Raw genomic sequence first — 15,337 nt, forward strand, 5'->3', positions numbered from 1 at the left:
AGTTATCTGGCATGCAATTAAGTATGAAGCTGCTCTGCCAGCATGGCGATATGGTCGGGACCGATACCACAGCAGCCCCCGATCAGGGTCGCACCTTCGTCTCGCCATTGTTGTGCCCAGTGCAGGTAAGCCGAAGGCGTCAAGTCTGTACGTATTTTATTGAGGCCCTCGTTTGCGGACAGGGTTTGAAGCTGCGGGGAAAATGCGTTGGCATAGGCTCCAAGTTCAAGGTCTGGTGTGCCGGCGGATACCAGTGTTTCCCGTGCTACTTGAAGTGCTCCCCTGATGACTTCTGGCTGGCAACAGTTAAATAGAATCGCATCGACCTCCAGGCCGGACAAGGATTTCACGGCGGATACGATGGACTCTCCAGATCTCAATAGCGGCTCAGGGGTGGGCACGGCATCTTCGAGAGAGAAGGAGACCCAGATTGGCTTCGTCCCCTTATCCAGACTTCGGATCAATGAGGTTACGCGTACAGCCTCGGCCACAAGGCTTTGTGTTTCGCAAAGCCATAAATCGACATAGGGACCAAGCCCCTCTATTAAGGGCGTAGCAATTTCGGCAACGCGGTCAGCCTGATAGAGGTCGGCTCGATAAGATCCGAACAATGGTGGAATAGAGCCTGCGACCCGCGTGTTCGTTTGAGTTTCTTTAACGGCTGCACGTGCCACTTGTCCCGCTGTCGCGGCCAGGAGCCTGCCCTGGTTTTTGAAACGTTCCTCTCCGATATGGAAAGGAACCAGAGCATAACTGTTCGTTGTGATGACAGAAGCCCCGCTCTTTATGAACGCCTTATGGACCTCTTTGACCGTTTCGGGAGCCTCGATCATCGCTAACGCCGACCACTCCGGTTGTTTAAAAGGGGCCCCACGAAGTTCAAGCTCTCGCCCCATGCCACCATCCAGAATAGTGATCTTGGTTTCCAACGATTTAACAGTCATCACTCCTCACACTCTTTGTGATCATGAAAACTGATGCGGTGTTTCGGGTCCGCAGAGGACGAGATTGCATGTTGACATGGGGTCGACTCATGTTGCGACAATAGGGATGAAGCCAGAACAATGCAACCGGGGAATTTGCCCTTCCCGGTCGACCCTTTAAGACAAGATCACAGGATCCTATTATGCTAATTTGCAAAACAGTTCCCTTAAGAAAAACACTCTTTCTAACGAGCATTTTTCTTGTTTCCTGTTCGGGAAGCATCCCCCCAACCCTTGGCGTCTCTGGTTCCAGGATGGCTCCCTGTCCGTCTTCACCGAACTGTGTTTCGAGTGATGCCCAGGACAATGAGCATCTGGTTGCCCCGTTTCAGATTGTCTGTCCGACCATGGACGCCTGGAGGGTCGCGCGGGATTTACTCTCGAAGCTCCCGCGTACGCGGATTGTGACGGAAAAACCTGATTATCTGCACGCCGAATGCCGCAGCGCCCTGTTCGGTTTTGTTGATGATCTTGAGCTCAACCTGCGGTCTTCCGAAAGGATCATCGCGGTCCGTTCGGCCTCGCGTCTGGGGTATTCAGATTTCGGTGTCAATCGCCGCCGCATTGAAGGGCTGAGGGCAGCTCTCATCAGCCGCGGGGTTGTAAAATAGGCCGCACTCAGTTGTCGCCCTGGGATCGATTTTAGTGAGCGACAGGAATCAGAATTTCATTGCGCCGCATGAACCAGGGGACAAAAGGCGCGTTGTATCGTGCCCAGACCGCTTCTCCGTTAACGGTCAGGCCTTCTTGTTGAATCCAGACATCCAGTTTTGCCTTGTTCTGCTGATAGTTCTTTTTACTCCAAAACCCGGAGTAGCGCACTGTCGCCACGCGCCTGGCGGGAACCTGGCGCAGCCTGATCAGAGGGTCGTCTGGAGTCGGAAGGGTTTCGATGCTGTAGGACGCTGGCATCATAAAGCTGACCGCCCAACGATCCCCTGATTTTTGTTGTCCGACCGGGGCGGTCATCGCAATATTTTCGCCCTGCGTCTGGGCGACCGGCGCAGTCATGGCGATTTTTGTTTGGGATTGGTTGTCCCCGGAGATGTAACGAAACAGCCGCCGAAATGCGCTGCTTCCCGCCTTCTCAAAGTCGGCATCGACAAGAGTCTCGGCGAGCAGAGAGGGCGCATAATCGCGAATTTCAAAAGCGGCTTCTGTTTTGACGACTGCGTATGGGGCTTCTTCAATAGCCATAGTGTTATGCGATCCTGAGAGTATGATGATCAAAGTGAGAATGATCAGCGGGGTTCGTTGTTTCATTCACTTTCTCCCGTGTCATTTGAGGTTTTGACTGTCATTATGCGCTACCGTAAAGAGAGCGCTTAATGACAGAGAGTTCCGATTAATTACAACAATCCGTTACATACCACCCGTCGCTGGGGCAAAAGCAACCCGGTCACCTTCATGGAGCCGGGTTGTCTGCGGAACAATGACGTTGTTCACATAGACCAGTTTAATCTCTTTACCCTGAAATCCGAGCTTGTCAATCAGGTTGTTGACACTGGCTCCGGTGGGCAGCTCATGGGCGGTACTGTCGCGGTAATCACAGACATCCCTTTTGACCAATTGAGCGAAGCATTTTAACGAGACTTTCATGGCTGAAACTCCTTTCACAGGTTAATTGATTGCCAGCGCCGGGAACCTGGATCCCTCACTGACTCTCTTCCCTCCCTATCTCACAGACCATTTTCAGTGCCTCCTGCTAACAAGTGATCCCTGAAGCCCTTGCTGATCGGTTTCTCCCCCAGCCAGATCCCGAAATAAGCGCCGGCGAAGTCGGCTCCGGGGGCAGTGCCGAGCAGCTCATCATTCAGGTGCAGCTCAGTCCCACGGCCCGGCAGGTAGATTAGACGGTAGCGATCACCCGGCTCGACATCACGAAACAGGGCATAAAAGGTCTTTAACCGTGCCGACAGGCTGGCATACTCTGCGTCGTTAAGAACTTTTTTCAACAGCTTGTCCGAAGCGGACGCGAAATCTGCGGCCTTGATGCCATGGAAGTAAGAAAGCTCCAGACTTTTGCTAATGTCAGTGTTCCAGTCCTCTGAGCTGTGGTTCTCAGGCAGATACAAGGCCCCGGCATAGACATTAATAAAACCGGCCCATTTCATCAGCGCGACGCCCTGAATTCTGAGCGGGGTCCCTTCCACCAGTATGTGATCTTCAAACCCGACACCTTTTATTTCAGCGGCCTGCAGGCTTGTACCCAACACAAACAGGACGGCAAGCAGAGGGCAGATCAGGGAAGATTTCACTCTTTTTCGCATAGCGGAAGTTCTCCTGTCTTGCAGAGGGTTCCCAGGCCGCGATACTGACCTTCAGGCGCAGCGATTCTGGTGCGCAACCAGAATAACAGCGGAATCATCACCCCCCAGACAAGCGCCAGAGAGCTAAGGCTGAAGATCAGATTACCACCAAACTCAGCCGCTCCGATTCTGACTCCACCCAAGTAGGCCAGCGGCCCGCCGAGCAGCCCGAGGCTGGCCCCCAGCAGATAACGCCCGGACAGCCAGTTGAGCGAGAAACGCAACAGGCTGGCGAACTGGGCCCAGATAACGAACACCCAGAGCGGCAGCCACAACCCCCAGTTCGGGTCGGTCCTGAAGGTCAAAACTCCGAACCTCTGCTGCAGACTGTCGACCAGGATGCCGAGCAGGCAGGTGATAAGGATCAACTTTAGCTCGGCGCTCCGTGAATCGGTCAGCAACAGGTGGACAAGCAGCAACAGCAGCGCCGCCAGGGCGCCACTCAAGGGGTAGTCCCAGGCCGCGCCAAGTACGCAGCAGAACCAGCCGAGCTGGTAAAGAAGAATATTAAGCAGCTTGCTCTTCATCGCTGACATCATCCTGAACCTCTTTTGCGTTTGCCGGTTTCTCTACCACCAGCTGGGCCAGATCGATGATCCTGGCTTCAAAACCGGCCATGCAATAGGAAAAATAGTAATCCCACTTGCGCAGAAAGTTATCGTTATAACCAAGCCGCACAATCTCGCGCCGCCTGGCCAGCAGCGTCTCGCGCCAACACTCCAGGGTGCGCGCATAATCGAGACCGAAATGCTCCAGCTGACCAAAAATAAGGCGCGATCCGGCGGCCATCTCTTTGGCCAGCACACCGACCGAGGGGAGGTGTCCACCCGGGAAGATGTGTTTGCGGATCCAGTCGGAGCTGTAGCGATAGGCGGTATATTTGCGGTCAGGGATGGTGATGACCTGAATCACGGCCTTGCCGCCCGGTTGTAACAGACGCTCACAGGTGGCGAAGAAAGGTTTGAGCCCGGCATGGCCAACCGCTTCGAGCATCTCGATGGACACGATCTTGGAATACTCTCCCTTAACCTGGCGATAGTCGCAGAGCTGCAGATCAATACTCCCTTCCAGGCCGGCAGCCTTAACCCGCTCGCGGGCCAGGGCCAGCTGTTCATGCGACAGGGTGATCCCGGTCAGTCGGCAGCCAGTCTGGCGCACCGCCTCAATGGCGAAGCTCCCCCAACCGCAGCCGATCTCCAGCACATGATCCTCGCTGGTGATCCCGGCTTTGGCGATGATCGTTGCTATTTTGTTGCGCTGAGCTTTTGCCAGGCTGGTCTCCTTTGAGGGAAAGATTGCGGCAGAATAGGTCATGCTCTTATCGAGGAAAGTTGCGAAAAAATCGTTACTCAGGTCGTAGTGTTCGCGAATATTGCGTGAGCTGCCTTTGAGGGTATTGGCGCGCAGCAGATGGCGCAGATAGTTAAGTCCGCGGCCGATCTTCGCAGTGAAAATCCGCCGATCATCCAGCGCTGCTTCGTTGGCCGCCAGCAGTCTCAGCAGGCCGGGCAGATCATCCGCCGTCCAGTCGCCATCGGTGTAGGCTTCGCCAAAGCCGATATCCCCTGAAAACATGGCGCGCCGGAAAAAACGATTCTCGCGGATCTCCATTTTCATGGCAGGTGCGCTCCCTGGTTGGCCGAAAACATAGCTGCGGCCATCGGGAATTGTGACCTGCAGTTCGCCTTCAGGCAGACGCGAGAGAAATTTGAAGCAGAGCAACATGCCGAGCCGGTCGAGCAGGGTCGGTGGCACGGCACGCACGGTCATGGTCTGATTCGGAACGGGCTTGTCATACACGGGAAGCCTCCTTTGCCAATAGAGTTTTGCCGCCTGCCAGAGGATGCGGGGCATGGTGAGGCTGGCGCCGAGCGGGAATTTCAATATGATGCCCAGCAGGTTGTGGGTGGTGAAGGGCCGGGATTGGCCCTGCAACCTGGCCACCAGCATCAGCTCACCTTCCAGAAAATAGTTGATCTGGTTGTCGAGGTCGTGGTCCGGCCCAGTCAGCTGGAACTGATACTCTCCCTGACGCTTAAAGAAGGGGGAAACGTGAAACTGTTTTGCCGTCGTATATTGCAGCCGATCAGCCTTCGCTCCAGACTCAGGTTTGCTGAGGAGATAGAGATGCATCTCACCAAAAGTATTTCTGACCTGGGTCAGCACGCAGAGCAGTTCGTCGGTTGCAGAGTAGCAGTAGAAAAAACTGATCGGATTAAAGACGTAGTTGAAATAACGTGCGGCGGTGACCAGCACCACGCGGGCCGGTTCGATGTTGATTGCCGCGTCCTGTAAAACTTTGGCCAACTTTACGCGGATCGGCTCAGCTCCGGGCTGCAGGTAGTCACGGTCGTAAATCGCTACCGGCCGCAGTTGGTTGTAGCCGAACAGCGGGTTCTGGCGCGCAAGGAGTGGCAGCTCATCCAGATCAAACGCGTAAAAATAGGCCGGGTAGCGAAAGCTGTGTTGCAGCGGAGCCAGGCGCGCGTGACTGACCTCACCCTGGTAGATCACGGATTTCATAATTTCCCTCCCAGTGCGGTCCCGACTGCAACCGCAGAGCGAACAGCATCTTCATGGAACCCATAGCCGAAATAACTGCCGCAGAACCAACTGTCGCGCTGGCCGTTAAGCTGCGGAAGTTCCGGCTGCGTCGCAAGTGAGTCGAAACTGTATTGCGGGTGCATATAGTCGAACTCGGCGATCACCGTTTCTGGTCGGAACTGTTGCTGTAGGTTGAGGGTCACGCAGTAGTCCTGTTTAGCTTTAAAACCCTGTAGCAGGTTCATGTAGTAGCTGACATAAACAGGCTGAGTCGCAGAATCCTGGGAGGTGCGGGTAAAGTTCCAGGCCGCCCAGGCCGATTTACGCTTGGGCAACAAAGACGAATCGGTGTGCAGTACGGTGCGGTTGAGCTGATAGCTCCAGGGGGAGAGCAGGCGTTTTTCGTCAGCGCTTGGATCGCCCAGCAGGCGCAGGGCCTGATCGGCATGGCAGGCGATGACCACCCGCTCGAACTGCTCGCTGTGACCATCGGCAAACTGCAGTCGCACGCCATCAGCTTCGCGAAAGACCTTTTCCACGCCAGCGTTCAATTGAATATCACCATTGAACTCCTGCCGGAAAGCTTTCACGTAGGCAAAGCTGCCGCCAACCACCGTCTTCCATTGCGGCCGGTTGCGCACTGACAAAAGGCCATGGTTCTTGAAAAAACGCAGAAAGGCCTCGGCTGGAAAGTCAGCGGCCCGTAGTGCCGGGGTCGACCAGATCGCTGCCGCCATGGGCAGAAGGTAATTATTGACCATAAAAGATGAATATTTCTTATGCTGCAGATATTCACCAAGGGTCACTGCAGGCACAGCATCGGTAGTAAGTTCCTTACGTGCGTTGCTGTTGAAGCGACTGATTTCCAACAGGAAACGGTAAAATTCGGGGCTGGCCAGATTGCGGCGTTGGGCAAACAGGCCGTTCAGGTCGTTCCCAGCGTAAACCAGCCCGCTCTGCAGGCACTGAAAGCCGAAGGACATTTCTGAATTACGGGTTTCGACACCGAGTCGCGCCAGAAATTTTTGAAACAGCGGATAAGTGGCTTCGTTCAGCACGATAAAGCCGGTATCAACTGCCAGGCCGGCATCAGGTCCAGAGCTGATTTCGATGGTGTTGGTGTGGCCGCCCAGGTAGTGGTTCTGCTCGAACAGGCTGACTTGATAACGATCCTGTAAAAGATAGGCAGAAACGATTCCGGCGACACCGCCACCGATGACTGCGACCCGCTGTTTTGTTGTCGATGATGTAGAAGTCATCCACCCCTCCGCTCTTTGGGCAACCAAGGGAAAAAACCGCTGGTGCGTTCTTTATAATTTTCGAACTCCGGGTTTCGTGCATACTTCGCTTCGAGCATCGGAATTCCCGAAACTTTCAGAAGCAGGAAGCCGATCAACATCGGGCTGATGACGCCGATAACACCATGCGGAGAGCCAAGTGAGATCAGAAATATCCCCCACCAGAGGGCCGCCTCGCCGAAATAGTTCGGATGGCGGGTGTAACGCCAGAGTCCGGTCTGGATAATTTGTCCGCGGTTGCCCGGGGCCGCCTTGAAACGCAGTAATTGCCAGTCGCCAACCGCTTCAAAAGTGAAACCAATGAACCAGATCAGGGAGCCGAGCAGATCGACCCAGGTCAGTTCGCCGCCAGGCTGGTTGATGACCAGCAGCACCGGCAGAGCGACCAGAAAGACCACCGCCCCCTGCAGCATGAAAATTTGCAGGAAACTGCGCCAGATGAAGGTTTTGCCCCAGGCTTCGCGCCACTGACGGTAACGGAAATCTTCCCCTTCTTCGCCAAGCTTGCGCAGGGAAATATGGGCCGCCAACCTCAGACCCCAGATCGTCATCAGGGCCAGCACCAGATCCTGCCGCACATGTCCGCTGTCCGCGGCGATATAAAGGCACCAGCCGACCAGGACAAAAGCCAGGCCGTAAGCGATATCGACGATGCTGTTATCCTTCAGTTTCATGGCTAGGGCGAACATCAGGCTCATAAAAATTAACAGGACGATAATGGCGAGCAGAAACGAGTTCATTCTTTCACTTCCTTCAGCCGGGGGTCAGCCAACGGCCGATCTGATAACTTCCCGTGGCGACCAAGGTGCAGAGCAATGTGCCCCAGACAATATCGACAACAACCACCTTGATTGGCCAGTCACGCAGGGTCGCCAGGTTGGTCAGATCGTAGGTGGCGTAGGTGAAGAACCCGAACAGTGCGCCCCAGATTGCCGCTTTACCTAGCGACTCGGCGTCCAGTCCTGGCTTAACCGCGAACAGGATAATCCCGGCGATATACATGAAATAGAACAGCAGTGCTGCCGACCAGTTGACCGCTGGGCTAAGTAAGTGGGAAAGATTGTTCTGGTAGAAGTTCTTCGCCACCACTCCCAGCCAGAGCAGGTCGATGGCGAAAAAGAGCGGTATCGTCAGCAGGTAAAGTTTCAGGTAAAAGTGAATTGTCATGAGAAGATCTCCGTCAGTTTTTGGCTGCGGTAATCAAAGATGCCGGCCAGCATCTTTTTGACCTGAACCGAATGAACCAGGCGGCCCAATAGCCCGAAAGGCAGCTGGTAGGTCACGCGGTCAATCATTCTCGTTCGGTCGTCAGTCATAGACTCAACCGCGTGGTAGTGGTACCAGAAGCGGTAGGGGCCGCACCGTTGTTCATCAACAAAGCTGTGTCCCTCTTTAATATGTTTGATCTCGGTCAGCCAGAGGTGCCGGCCGAAGAGTGGAATGCCGATGGCGTAATGAATCGTCAACCCGTTGAACATCCGCTCCGGAAGCCTGGAGAGAATCTCAAAATGAAGATCGGGGGGTGTCAGCTCGTTGAGGTTGACAGGGTTCGCCAGGAAATCCCAGACCTCCTGGGCGGGTGCGTTGAGAATCATCTCTCGTTCAAGTTGGTACATAAATATTCCTTTTTTAGTTGCAAGAACCTTCGTTTTTATTTATATTACTCACAAGGTTACCATTTTGTCTAGGACAAAAAATGAAAAATATTCAACAGCTCAGCAGTGAGGTCGGGATCGGGGTTGATACCCTGAGGATCTGGGAACGTCGCTATGGCTTTCCGGCCCCCCAGCGCGACCGGCGTGGCCACCGCAGTTATTCCCAAAATGAGGTTGAAGAGCTGAGGATCGTCAAAAAACTTCAGGATCTTGGCCAACGGCCAGGTGTTATTTTCGCACTTAATCCGAATCAACGACGTAAGCTGGTGGAGAAGCTGGTCGAAGAACAGGCTCCGAAATCGGCAAGCTTGAAATATCTGGCCGCGCAGATGCCGGTGGTTGAGATCGGTCCGCAACTGCGCCTGCTGCTCTCAACTCATGGCTTGAGTGACTTTATTCACGAGACTGTCGTACCCTTGGTTCTGTTACTTGGCCTGGGCTGGACCGATGGCAGTATCAGTATTGCGCGCGAACATTTCATCTCGGATCTACTAGAAGACATCATCAAAAATGAAATAAAAAAACCGCCAGCAGATGCAACTGCCAGCATTCTGTGTTCAACTCTCAACGGAGAGCGGCATCGACTTGGCTTGCTTATGGCGGCGGCAATTTTTCATCAGCAGGGAATCGGCTGTCAGCTGATCAGTGACGATCTCCCCATTTCCGAAATTGCACAACTTGCCGAGCAACTTCAGGTCGATGCGGTTGCTCTCTCTTTCAGCCCTCACTTTCCGGCAACCCAGGCGAAAAAAGACCTGGTCAGCCTGCGCAACATTCTTGACCCGCAGATCAAGCTAGTCGCAGGTGGCCAGGCGCTTGATCATGCACCCTACCTGGCGGGGGTCCGTATCTGCACTGACCTCAAACAGATTCCGGCGCTGTGCCAGAAGGAATTCGGCGTCCGGATCATAAAGGAGCAATAAAATGAATTTAAAAAATTATTTCAGTGAACAGAAAGGAATCGGCGTGCTCTCGACGGCCGATAATGAAGGCCGCGTAGATGCGGCGATCTATGCACGCCCCCACATCATGGAAGATGGCCGTCTGGCGATGATTATGCGCGAGCGCCTGACGCATAAAAATCTGCAGGAGAATCCGTACGCCGTCTATCTCTTTGTCGAAAATACCCCCGGTTATCGGGGGCTGCGGCTCTACTTGAAGAAACACTCCGAAGATACTGATCCGGCCCTGATCAAAGAGTTAACCCGGCGTTGCCTCTCCCCTGAGGAGGACCAGGCCAAGGGGCCCAAGTTTCTGGTTTACTTCGAGGTGGAGAACATTCGCCCCCTGATCGGCAATGATGAAACAGATCATTAGCCGACAGCAGATTTGACCTCTTGCTTTCGTATTTTTCTCCTGATGAGGTAAGGGCTATTTTTAAAAACATTTTACAAAACTAATTAATTCTCGTATAGTTTTCTGCCTGAGAATGGGGAAAGTATGGCTGCAATGGTGAGTGCATACCGACGGTTGATCATTGGTCTGGTTGGTCAGAAGCTGCATGTCGGCGGCACACGCCTGGCTGTGACCTTTCTGCAGGATCTGTTAGTAGAATTGACGTGGAATATTTCCGCCTGGATCAGGGTTGGAACGGGTCCCGGGTTTTTCTTCAGCAAAATCAATATGTCTGCAGATCAATGCTCTCCATGAAAAAGGGAATTTTTTCCAGGAACTATCCCTCATCTCCCAGGTCCAGTGTCAAACGAGAGATCTTTCAAAGCAGCGCACTGCTGGCTTTGATTGTGGTTGCTGTTTTCAGCGTTTTTCTCTCAACTATTCTGTATTATTCTGAAATCTCCAAGGCACAAGCGGTCATAAACCGCACCAACCGCGCCGTCACTTTCTCCCTTAAAGCCTATTTCACTGAAATCATCAATACGATCAAGGTGCTGGACGAGAACAAGGAAGTCCGGGATGCGATGAGTCTCGGCAACGAGGCGCGCCAACGTATCAGGGATGAGTACCGCTCTTTTTCCAACGCCAACAGCCATATTACTTACCTCTATTCGGGGTATAAAAACGGGTTGATGCTGATCAACGACTATACTCTGCCTGCAGGGTTTGATCCGACCTCCAGACCCTGGTACCAGGCGGCAATGGCCATTAAGCCTGAGACTTCAATCGGCCTGCCCTACCGGGATATTAGTACGCAAGAGTGGTTGGTTTCGACCAGTCGGGCGCTTAAAAATTCCGCTGGGGAATACGGTGGGGTGGTCTCTATCGATTGTTCTTTTGAGCAGATTTCTCAGCTTATTGCGCAGCCCGAAGAGTATAAAACCGAATACAGTTTTGTCATGGATCGCTCCGGAAATATGGTCATACATCCAGATCCGGCCCTGATGGGCAAGTCGCTGCAGAAAATGGCTGAATCCATTCGGTCGGCCAATCAGGGTGACTTTACCTACCAGGTGAACAATGTAACCCATCTCGCTCACTACAACCGTGTCGCCTCAACCGGTTGGACGGTCGTGACCCTGGTTGACAAGAGCGAAATCCTGCGTCCGATTATCACCAAAATGTTGTTGCTCGTCGGTTTGATCGGTGTCATGGCTGTGTTGCTGGGGTTTGTGCAGGGCGTGCTGCTGAGTAGACGTTTGTCCCAGCCACTGGTTGAGTTGGGCAGAAAAATCAAGGCGACTATTGCCGGAGAGGTGGAGGGCGTTGCGGCATATGTCTATCCGAACAATGAAATCGGGATTATGGCGCGGGAAATCGGTCAGTTAGCAGAAAAAGCTCTGATCGCAAAAACCCAAGAACTTCAGGCAAGCGAAGAGATTTATAAGAGCATCCTGATGGCCTCACCCGATGATATTACGATTGCCGATCTTGCCGGGCGCATCATTATGTTCTCTGATGCCGCACCCGAAATGTTTGGGTACTCTCCAGAGGAAGGGGTCGGCATGTTGATTATGGATTTTATTCATCCTGAAGATCATGCCCGGGCGCGCGCCAATATCGTGAAATTATTGCAGGACAATCATACCGGTCCCAATGAATATCGCGCCATTCGCAAGGATGGCCGCTGCTTCGATATCGAGGTCAAAAATGCCCTGATTCGCGATCGACAGGGAAATCCCTATCGGATGGTTCTTATTATCCGGGATATAACGAGTCGCAAACAAACAGAGCAACAAATTCAACTGCTGGTTCAACAGCTTGAGCTCGAGAGGGATCTTGCTCAACGGAATTCGCTGACGGACAGTCTGACCGGTCTGCCCAATCGGCGGTTTTTTGACAATGCCTTGCGGGCCGAATTTTCAAGGCACCAACGATCAGGTTCGCAGCTGTCCCTGATCATGCTTGATGTGGACCATTTTAAAAAATATAACGATCATTATGGACACCCTGCCGGGGACGACTGCCTGCGTCAGATTGCGCAAACCCTTAAGGCGGTGGTTGAGCGTGAGTCAGATTTCATTGCGCGCTATGGCGGCGAGGAATTCGTCGTCATTCTTGCCGATACCAGTCTTCAGGGTGCGTTAGCTTTGGCCGCGCGCATCAGCAAGGCGGTGTCTAAACTGGCGCTGGCCCATGCCAGATCAGATGTTTCCGACTTTGTCACGATAAGCCTGGGGATCGCAACCGCCGCAGATCATGTCCTGAATGATGGTTCCCAGCTGGTGTCCCTCGCCGACCAGGGGATGTACCAGGCCAAAATGAAGGGCCGCAATCGTTGTGAGGTCATGCCACCCCCGAGTTAAATTCATTTATGTGTATTAAAGGGGCACGTTTTTACTCCTGATTGTTATCTCCAGACCAAAAACCGCTCCATCGGCACAACCGATGGGGCGGTTTAAAATATGGTTCAATGATATTCGGCGAAACCCTCTCGCACCATCTCAACCCCTCTCTCAAAAGCTTTTTAAAATCAAGAGAGTCCCTGCGCGCTTTGCCTTTCAACAGTCAGGCAGCACAAAGTGATCAGGACGTGATTACAGCCTTTCAAGAAACCGTTAGAAGTACAGGAAGGCTGCAATTTCAAAGAGCTTGGTGTCTTCAAGATTGCCCCCTGCACTCCAGGCTTCATCGGGCGTTGCCTGGGCGAAGACGGCGGTAAGCCAGAGGTTGTCATTGACGGCGTAGTCAGCATAGAGGTTAACCTCGGTCGCAAAGTCGTTGCCAAACCCGGCCGCTTGGTCCAGGTTGAAGTCGTAGTAGATGCCTCCGACGGAAAGGCTCTCGGTCGGCTGCAGGTTCAGCTTGAGCATCTGGGTCTTCTGGTTGGAGTTGAACAGCTGGTACTCGCCGACGATTTCGCCCATGAAGTGGGTACCCCAGCCTCGGGAAAAGCCATAGAACAGGGGATCAAAACTTTCATCATCAGAGGTGCCAGCTTTGTCGCCGCTGAAGAAAGCGTACTTGTATGATAATGTCGGGCTCCAGGGAAGAGCGCTAACTGTGTAGCCAGCTTCGGCATACCACCCGGTGGCGTCCTTTTCTACCCGATCGCCCCCGATCTCTTTGACATACTCGGAAGCAAGAAAGAGGTCTTCGATGCCCATGGAGGCAAAGGGCGTGCCTTGGCCGCGGATGCTGTAGACATCCATCCCTTTGCGGTTTTCATAGTAGCCCAGGCCATCTTCATTGGAGTCGGTGACAGTCATCCAGGTCGCACCGATGGTGCCCAGAGTGTCGTTGATGTGTTCAACATTGATACCGTAGAGTTCGGTATCATTGTAATCAGCGTCGGATTTGAGGTAGAAGAGGTCGGCGCGAACCGGTTTTGTGTTAATGCGAACAATCGCCGTATTGTCAAATGACTTGTGGGGCGCGGTCCAGTATGCGCCGTACCGGCCGTCGAACTCGCCATCATAAATCAGGAAGCCGTCGCCGATCTGAAATTCCTGCTCACCCAAGGAAATATCAAGCAGGTCTTCCCCGAGAGAGAAGAGCTTGCCGGATTTCCACCCGATGTATGCCTGCTCGGATTTGATCTTCTCAGTATTGCCCTTCCACATTTCCCACTGTCCGTCGTTACCGTAGCTGCCGGTGGCGACGTAGCTGAGTCCACTGTAAAAGCGGCCAATCTCAGCCGTGTCGTAGGTGAGATTCAGAATCGGCTTGATGAACCCGTCAGAATATCCCCTGTCCTTATCCTTGTCAGCATAATTTACGTTGTCAAAATGGGCGTTCTGAATGGCGATTACAGCTGCGCCCATCTCCAGCGAAAAGTTGGCCTTGAAGCCGCCCTTATCAAACAAGGTAGATTCCGCTTTTGCCATGGCAGGAGTAAATACCAACAAAACCGCCAGAAAACCAAAAACGAAAAATTGCCCTATTCTTCTCTTTTGCATGAATTATCTCCTCTTACTGATCTACCTCTCAATGAGGTTAAAAATGGGCACTGGATTGGACCATGCCCTCGAAATATACCGGTCTATTGGCTACAACCGCTTTTTTGAAATGATTAAGCGAGGTGTCTTAAAGAATGCTTCGGGTACGTGGCCCCTAGGCAGGGTTCTGGGAGAGGGTGAGAGGGATGGGGTGAGCTTGTTGCTCACCTCACCCGACTCGATTACCGCTCTGAGCCTGGTTGGGAGCCCGTCAGCTTAGCGGCTGAGGGCCCCCTTCTCGTCCGGTTCAGGTCTGCTTGAGATAGGCTTCAAAGACCGGCAGTGCTGCCTGGCCATCGATGGTTGTTACCCCTTCGAGCCAGCCGCGATAGATTTCCGGGTGCTTCTTGAGCCAGATCAGTCCGGCCTCGCCGTGTTTCAGCTGCTTGTTGTCCTGCAGCATTTGCGAAATTTCGTTCATCATCCCGATCGGGAAGGTGAAATTTTTGAGAAACCGGCCGAGGTTCGGCTGTTCTTCAGCGAACCCTTTGCGAATATTGGTGAAGACCGTAGCCGTGCCGTCGTTTGCGCCGAAGGTCTCTGCTGTGCTGCCGGTCAAATACTTCATGTCAATAATCTGGTTCATGTAGTGGGGTGACCAACCAAGAAACACCACCCAGGTTTTCTCTCGTACAAGGTTCTTGACCTCGGAGAGCATGATCGGTTCGCTGGTTTCGATCAGTTTGAAGTTGCCGAGTCCGAACTTGTCGTTGTCGATCATGGCTTGAATGATCTGATTGCCGTCATTCCCCCGCTCAATACCATAAATCTTGTGGTCAAGCTGGTCGGCGTACTTGGCAATATCAGAAAAATCCTTCAGACCGCCATCAACCACGTAGGCAGGGGCCGCCAGGGTGTATTTTGCCCCCGGCATATTTGCCACGTACTGGATAACTGTGCCCTGTTTGAAGAATTTTTCGGCTATCGTCTCCATGGAAGGCATCCAGTTGCCGAGGAAGATGTCCGCGTCACCCATGGCGAGGGCATTATAGGCGATCGGCACCGAGAGGGTGACCTTGGAGGCATCATAGCCGAGGCTGTTGAGAATGCTGACCCCCAATTCGGTCTTGATGGTGACGCCGGTCCAGCTGACGTTGGCGAAACGCACCTGATTCGAGGCCAGCGCGGTGCCGCTGAAAAGCAAGGACGCCGCGAGGAGCATGATGGCAATAATAATTCTGCGCTGAGTTCGATAGAACATATCTTTTCCCTTTT

The 15,337-nt window shown here is 53.2% G+C and carries 17 protein-coding genes; 5 read left to right on the plus strand and 12 right to left on the minus strand.

Annotated elements, in window-relative coordinates; translation table 11 throughout:
- Nucleotides 1–17 precede the first annotated feature (17 nt).
- Nucleotides 18–944 (minus strand): homocysteine S-methyltransferase family protein, encoded by a 927-nt coding sequence (locus D888_RS0101040; protein ID WP_020674664.1) that lies wholly within the window; start codon nt 942–944, stop codon nt 18–20.
- A gap of 293 nt (nt 945–1,237) precedes the next feature.
- Here D888_RS0101040 and D888_RS20305 point away from each other — a divergent pair, with 293 nt between their 5' ends.
- Nucleotides 1,238–1,594 (plus strand): DUF1499 domain-containing protein, encoded by a 357-nt coding sequence (locus D888_RS20305; protein ID WP_020674665.1) that lies wholly within the window; start codon nt 1,238–1,240, stop codon nt 1,592–1,594.
- A 31-nt stretch (nt 1,595–1,625) separates the two neighbouring features.
- On the opposite strand, the gene D888_RS0101050 is transcribed toward D888_RS20305, so the two are convergent.
- From D888_RS0101050 to D888_RS0101090, 9 genes are all read right to left on the minus strand, one after another.
- Nucleotides 1,626–2,246 carry an SOUL family heme-binding protein gene (locus D888_RS0101050; protein ID WP_020674666.1) on the minus strand — a complete coding sequence of 207 codons (621 nt, stop codon included), beginning with the start codon at nt 2,244–2,246 and terminating at the stop codon, nt 1,626–1,628.
- Nucleotides 2,247–2,345: 99 nt separating this feature from the next.
- A complete protein-coding gene (locus tag D888_RS0101055) occupies nt 2,346–2,582 on the minus strand; it encodes a MoaD/ThiS family protein (protein ID WP_020674667.1) in 237 nt (78 codons plus the stop codon).
- An 80-nt stretch (nt 2,583–2,662) separates the two neighbouring features.
- Nucleotides 2,663–3,253, minus strand: coding sequence for a chalcone isomerase family protein (locus tag D888_RS0101060; protein ID WP_020674668.1), 591 nt, complete (start codon nt 3,251–3,253; stop codon nt 2,663–2,665).
- The gene (locus tag D888_RS20310; RefSeq protein WP_020674669.1) at nt 3,238–3,819 is read right to left on the minus strand and encodes a DUF2878 domain-containing protein; all 582 of its coding nucleotides are present in this window, start codon (nt 3,817–3,819) and stop codon (nt 3,238–3,240) included. Before D888_RS20310 ends, D888_RS0101060 begins: the two co-directional genes overlap by 16 nt.
- A complete protein-coding gene (locus D888_RS0101070) occupies nt 3,800–5,815 on the minus strand; it encodes a DUF1365 family protein (protein ID WP_020674670.1) in 2,016 nt (671 codons plus the stop codon). The genes D888_RS20310 and D888_RS0101070 overlap by 20 nt, the downstream gene beginning before the upstream one ends.
- Nucleotides 5,812–7,095, minus strand: a complete 1,284-nt coding sequence (locus D888_RS0101075; RefSeq protein ID WP_020674671.1) for an NAD(P)/FAD-dependent oxidoreductase — start codon at nt 7,093–7,095, stop codon at nt 5,812–5,814. Before D888_RS0101075 ends, D888_RS0101070 begins: the two co-directional genes overlap by 4 nt.
- Complete coding sequence (locus D888_RS0101080) at nt 7,092–7,874, minus strand: DUF1295 domain-containing protein (protein WP_020674672.1); 783 nt, start codon at nt 7,872–7,874, stop codon at nt 7,092–7,094. The genes D888_RS0101075 and D888_RS0101080 overlap by 4 nt, the downstream gene beginning before the upstream one ends.
- A gap of 13 nt (nt 7,875–7,887) precedes the next feature.
- Complete coding sequence (locus tag D888_RS0101085; RefSeq protein ID WP_020674673.1) at nt 7,888–8,301, minus strand: DUF2177 family protein; 414 nt, start codon at nt 8,299–8,301, stop codon at nt 7,888–7,890.
- Nucleotides 8,298–8,750 (minus strand): SRPBCC family protein, encoded by a 453-nt coding sequence (locus D888_RS0101090; protein WP_020674674.1) that lies wholly within the window; start codon nt 8,748–8,750, stop codon nt 8,298–8,300. The genes D888_RS0101085 and D888_RS0101090 overlap by 4 nt, the downstream gene beginning before the upstream one ends.
- An 80-nt stretch (nt 8,751–8,830) precedes the next feature.
- Here D888_RS0101090 and D888_RS0101095 point away from each other — a divergent pair, with 80 nt between their 5' ends.
- The 4 genes from D888_RS0101095 (at nt 8,831) to D888_RS22770 (ending at nt 12,490) form a co-directional block, all read left to right on the plus strand.
- Nucleotides 8,831–9,712: a MerR family transcriptional regulator gene (locus D888_RS0101095; RefSeq protein ID WP_020674675.1), complete on the plus strand. Its 882-nt coding sequence runs from the start codon at nt 8,831–8,833 to the stop codon at nt 9,710–9,712.
- Between the two features lies 1 nt (nt 9,713).
- Nucleotides 9,714–10,106 carry a pyridoxamine 5'-phosphate oxidase family protein gene (locus D888_RS0101100; protein WP_020674676.1) on the plus strand — a complete coding sequence of 131 codons (393 nt, stop codon included), beginning with the start codon at nt 9,714–9,716 and terminating at the stop codon, nt 10,104–10,106.
- A gap of 123 nt (nt 10,107–10,229) precedes the next feature.
- Complete coding sequence (locus tag D888_RS0101105; protein WP_020674677.1) at nt 10,230–10,439, plus strand: hypothetical protein; 210 nt, start codon at nt 10,230–10,232, stop codon at nt 10,437–10,439.
- Nucleotides 10,436–12,490: a diguanylate cyclase gene (locus tag D888_RS22770; protein ID WP_020674678.1), complete on the plus strand. Its 2,055-nt coding sequence runs from the start codon at nt 10,436–10,438 to the stop codon at nt 12,488–12,490. Before D888_RS0101105 ends, D888_RS22770 begins: the two co-directional genes overlap by 4 nt.
- Nucleotides 12,491–12,742: 252 nt before the next feature.
- Here D888_RS22770 and D888_RS0101115 read toward each other — a convergent pair whose 3' ends face one another.
- Entirely contained in the window at nt 12,743–14,083 is a 1,341-nt protein-coding gene (locus tag D888_RS0101115) for an alginate export family protein (RefSeq protein ID WP_020674679.1), read from the minus strand.
- A gap of 286 nt (nt 14,084–14,369) precedes the next feature.
- Nucleotides 14,370–15,323, minus strand: a complete 954-nt coding sequence (locus D888_RS0101125; RefSeq protein ID WP_020674681.1) for an ABC transporter substrate-binding protein — start codon at nt 15,321–15,323, stop codon at nt 14,370–14,372.
- Nucleotides 15,324–15,337: the final 14 nt, after the last annotated feature.

This window comes from Geopsychrobacter electrodiphilus DSM 16401 (assembly GCF_000384395.1).
GTDB classification, from domain to species: domain Bacteria; phylum Desulfobacterota; class Desulfuromonadia; order Desulfuromonadales; family Geopsychrobacteraceae; genus Geopsychrobacter; species Geopsychrobacter electrodiphilus.

What these genes read in the sequence shown, in the direction of transcription:
- D888_RS0101060 (WP_020674668.1), bottom strand. Translation starts at nt 3,253, where the DNA reads ATGCGAAAAAGAGTGAAATCTTCCCTGATCTGCCCTCTGCTTGCCGTC.
- D888_RS0101055 (WP_020674667.1), bottom strand. Translation starts at nt 2,582, where the DNA reads ATGAAAGTCTCGTTAAAATGCTTCGCTCAATTGGTCAAAAGGGATGTC.
- D888_RS0101100 (WP_020674676.1), top strand. Translation starts at nt 9,714, where the DNA reads ATGAATTTAAAAAATTATTTCAGTGAACAGAAAGGAATCGGCGTGCTC.
- D888_RS22770 (WP_020674678.1), top strand. Translation starts at nt 10,436, where the DNA reads ATGAAAAAGGGAATTTTTTCCAGGAACTATCCCTCATCTCCCAGGTCC.
- D888_RS0101080 (WP_020674672.1), bottom strand. Translation starts at nt 7,874, where the DNA reads ATGAACTCGTTTCTGCTCGCCATTATCGTCCTGTTAATTTTTATGAGC.
- D888_RS20305 (WP_020674665.1), top strand. Translation starts at nt 1,238, where the DNA reads ATGGCTCCCTGTCCGTCTTCACCGAACTGTGTTTCGAGTGATGCCCAG.
- D888_RS0101125 (WP_020674681.1), bottom strand. Translation starts at nt 15,323, where the DNA reads ATGTTCTATCGAACTCAGCGCAGAATTATTATTGCCATCATGCTCCTC.
- D888_RS0101085 (WP_020674673.1), bottom strand. Translation starts at nt 8,301, where the DNA reads ATGACAATTCACTTTTACCTGAAACTTTACCTGCTGACGATACCGCTC.
- D888_RS0101070 (WP_020674670.1), bottom strand. Translation starts at nt 5,815, where the DNA reads ATGAAATCCGTGATCTACCAGGGTGAGGTCAGTCACGCGCGCCTGGCT.
- D888_RS0101090 (WP_020674674.1), bottom strand. Translation starts at nt 8,750, where the DNA reads ATGTACCAACTTGAACGAGAGATGATTCTCAACGCACCCGCCCAGGAG.
- D888_RS0101095 (WP_020674675.1), top strand. Translation starts at nt 8,831, where the DNA reads ATGAAAAATATTCAACAGCTCAGCAGTGAGGTCGGGATCGGGGTTGAT.
- D888_RS0101115 (WP_020674679.1), bottom strand. Translation starts at nt 14,083, where the DNA reads ATGCAAAAGAGAAGAATAGGGCAATTTTTCGTTTTTGGTTTTCTGGCG.
- D888_RS0101040 (WP_020674664.1), bottom strand. Translation starts at nt 944, where the DNA reads ATGACTGTTAAATCGTTGGAAACCAAGATCACTATTCTGGATGGTGGC.
- D888_RS20310 (WP_020674669.1), bottom strand. Translation starts at nt 3,819, where the DNA reads ATGAAGAGCAAGCTGCTTAATATTCTTCTTTACCAGCTCGGCTGGTTC.
- D888_RS0101050 (WP_020674666.1), bottom strand. Translation starts at nt 2,246, where the DNA reads ATGAAACAACGAACCCCGCTGATCATTCTCACTTTGATCATCATACTC.
- D888_RS0101075 (WP_020674671.1), bottom strand. Translation starts at nt 7,095, where the DNA reads ATGACTTCTACATCATCGACAACAAAACAGCGGGTCGCAGTCATCGGT.
- D888_RS0101105 (WP_020674677.1), top strand. Translation starts at nt 10,230, where the DNA reads ATGGCTGCAATGGTGAGTGCATACCGACGGTTGATCATTGGTCTGGTT.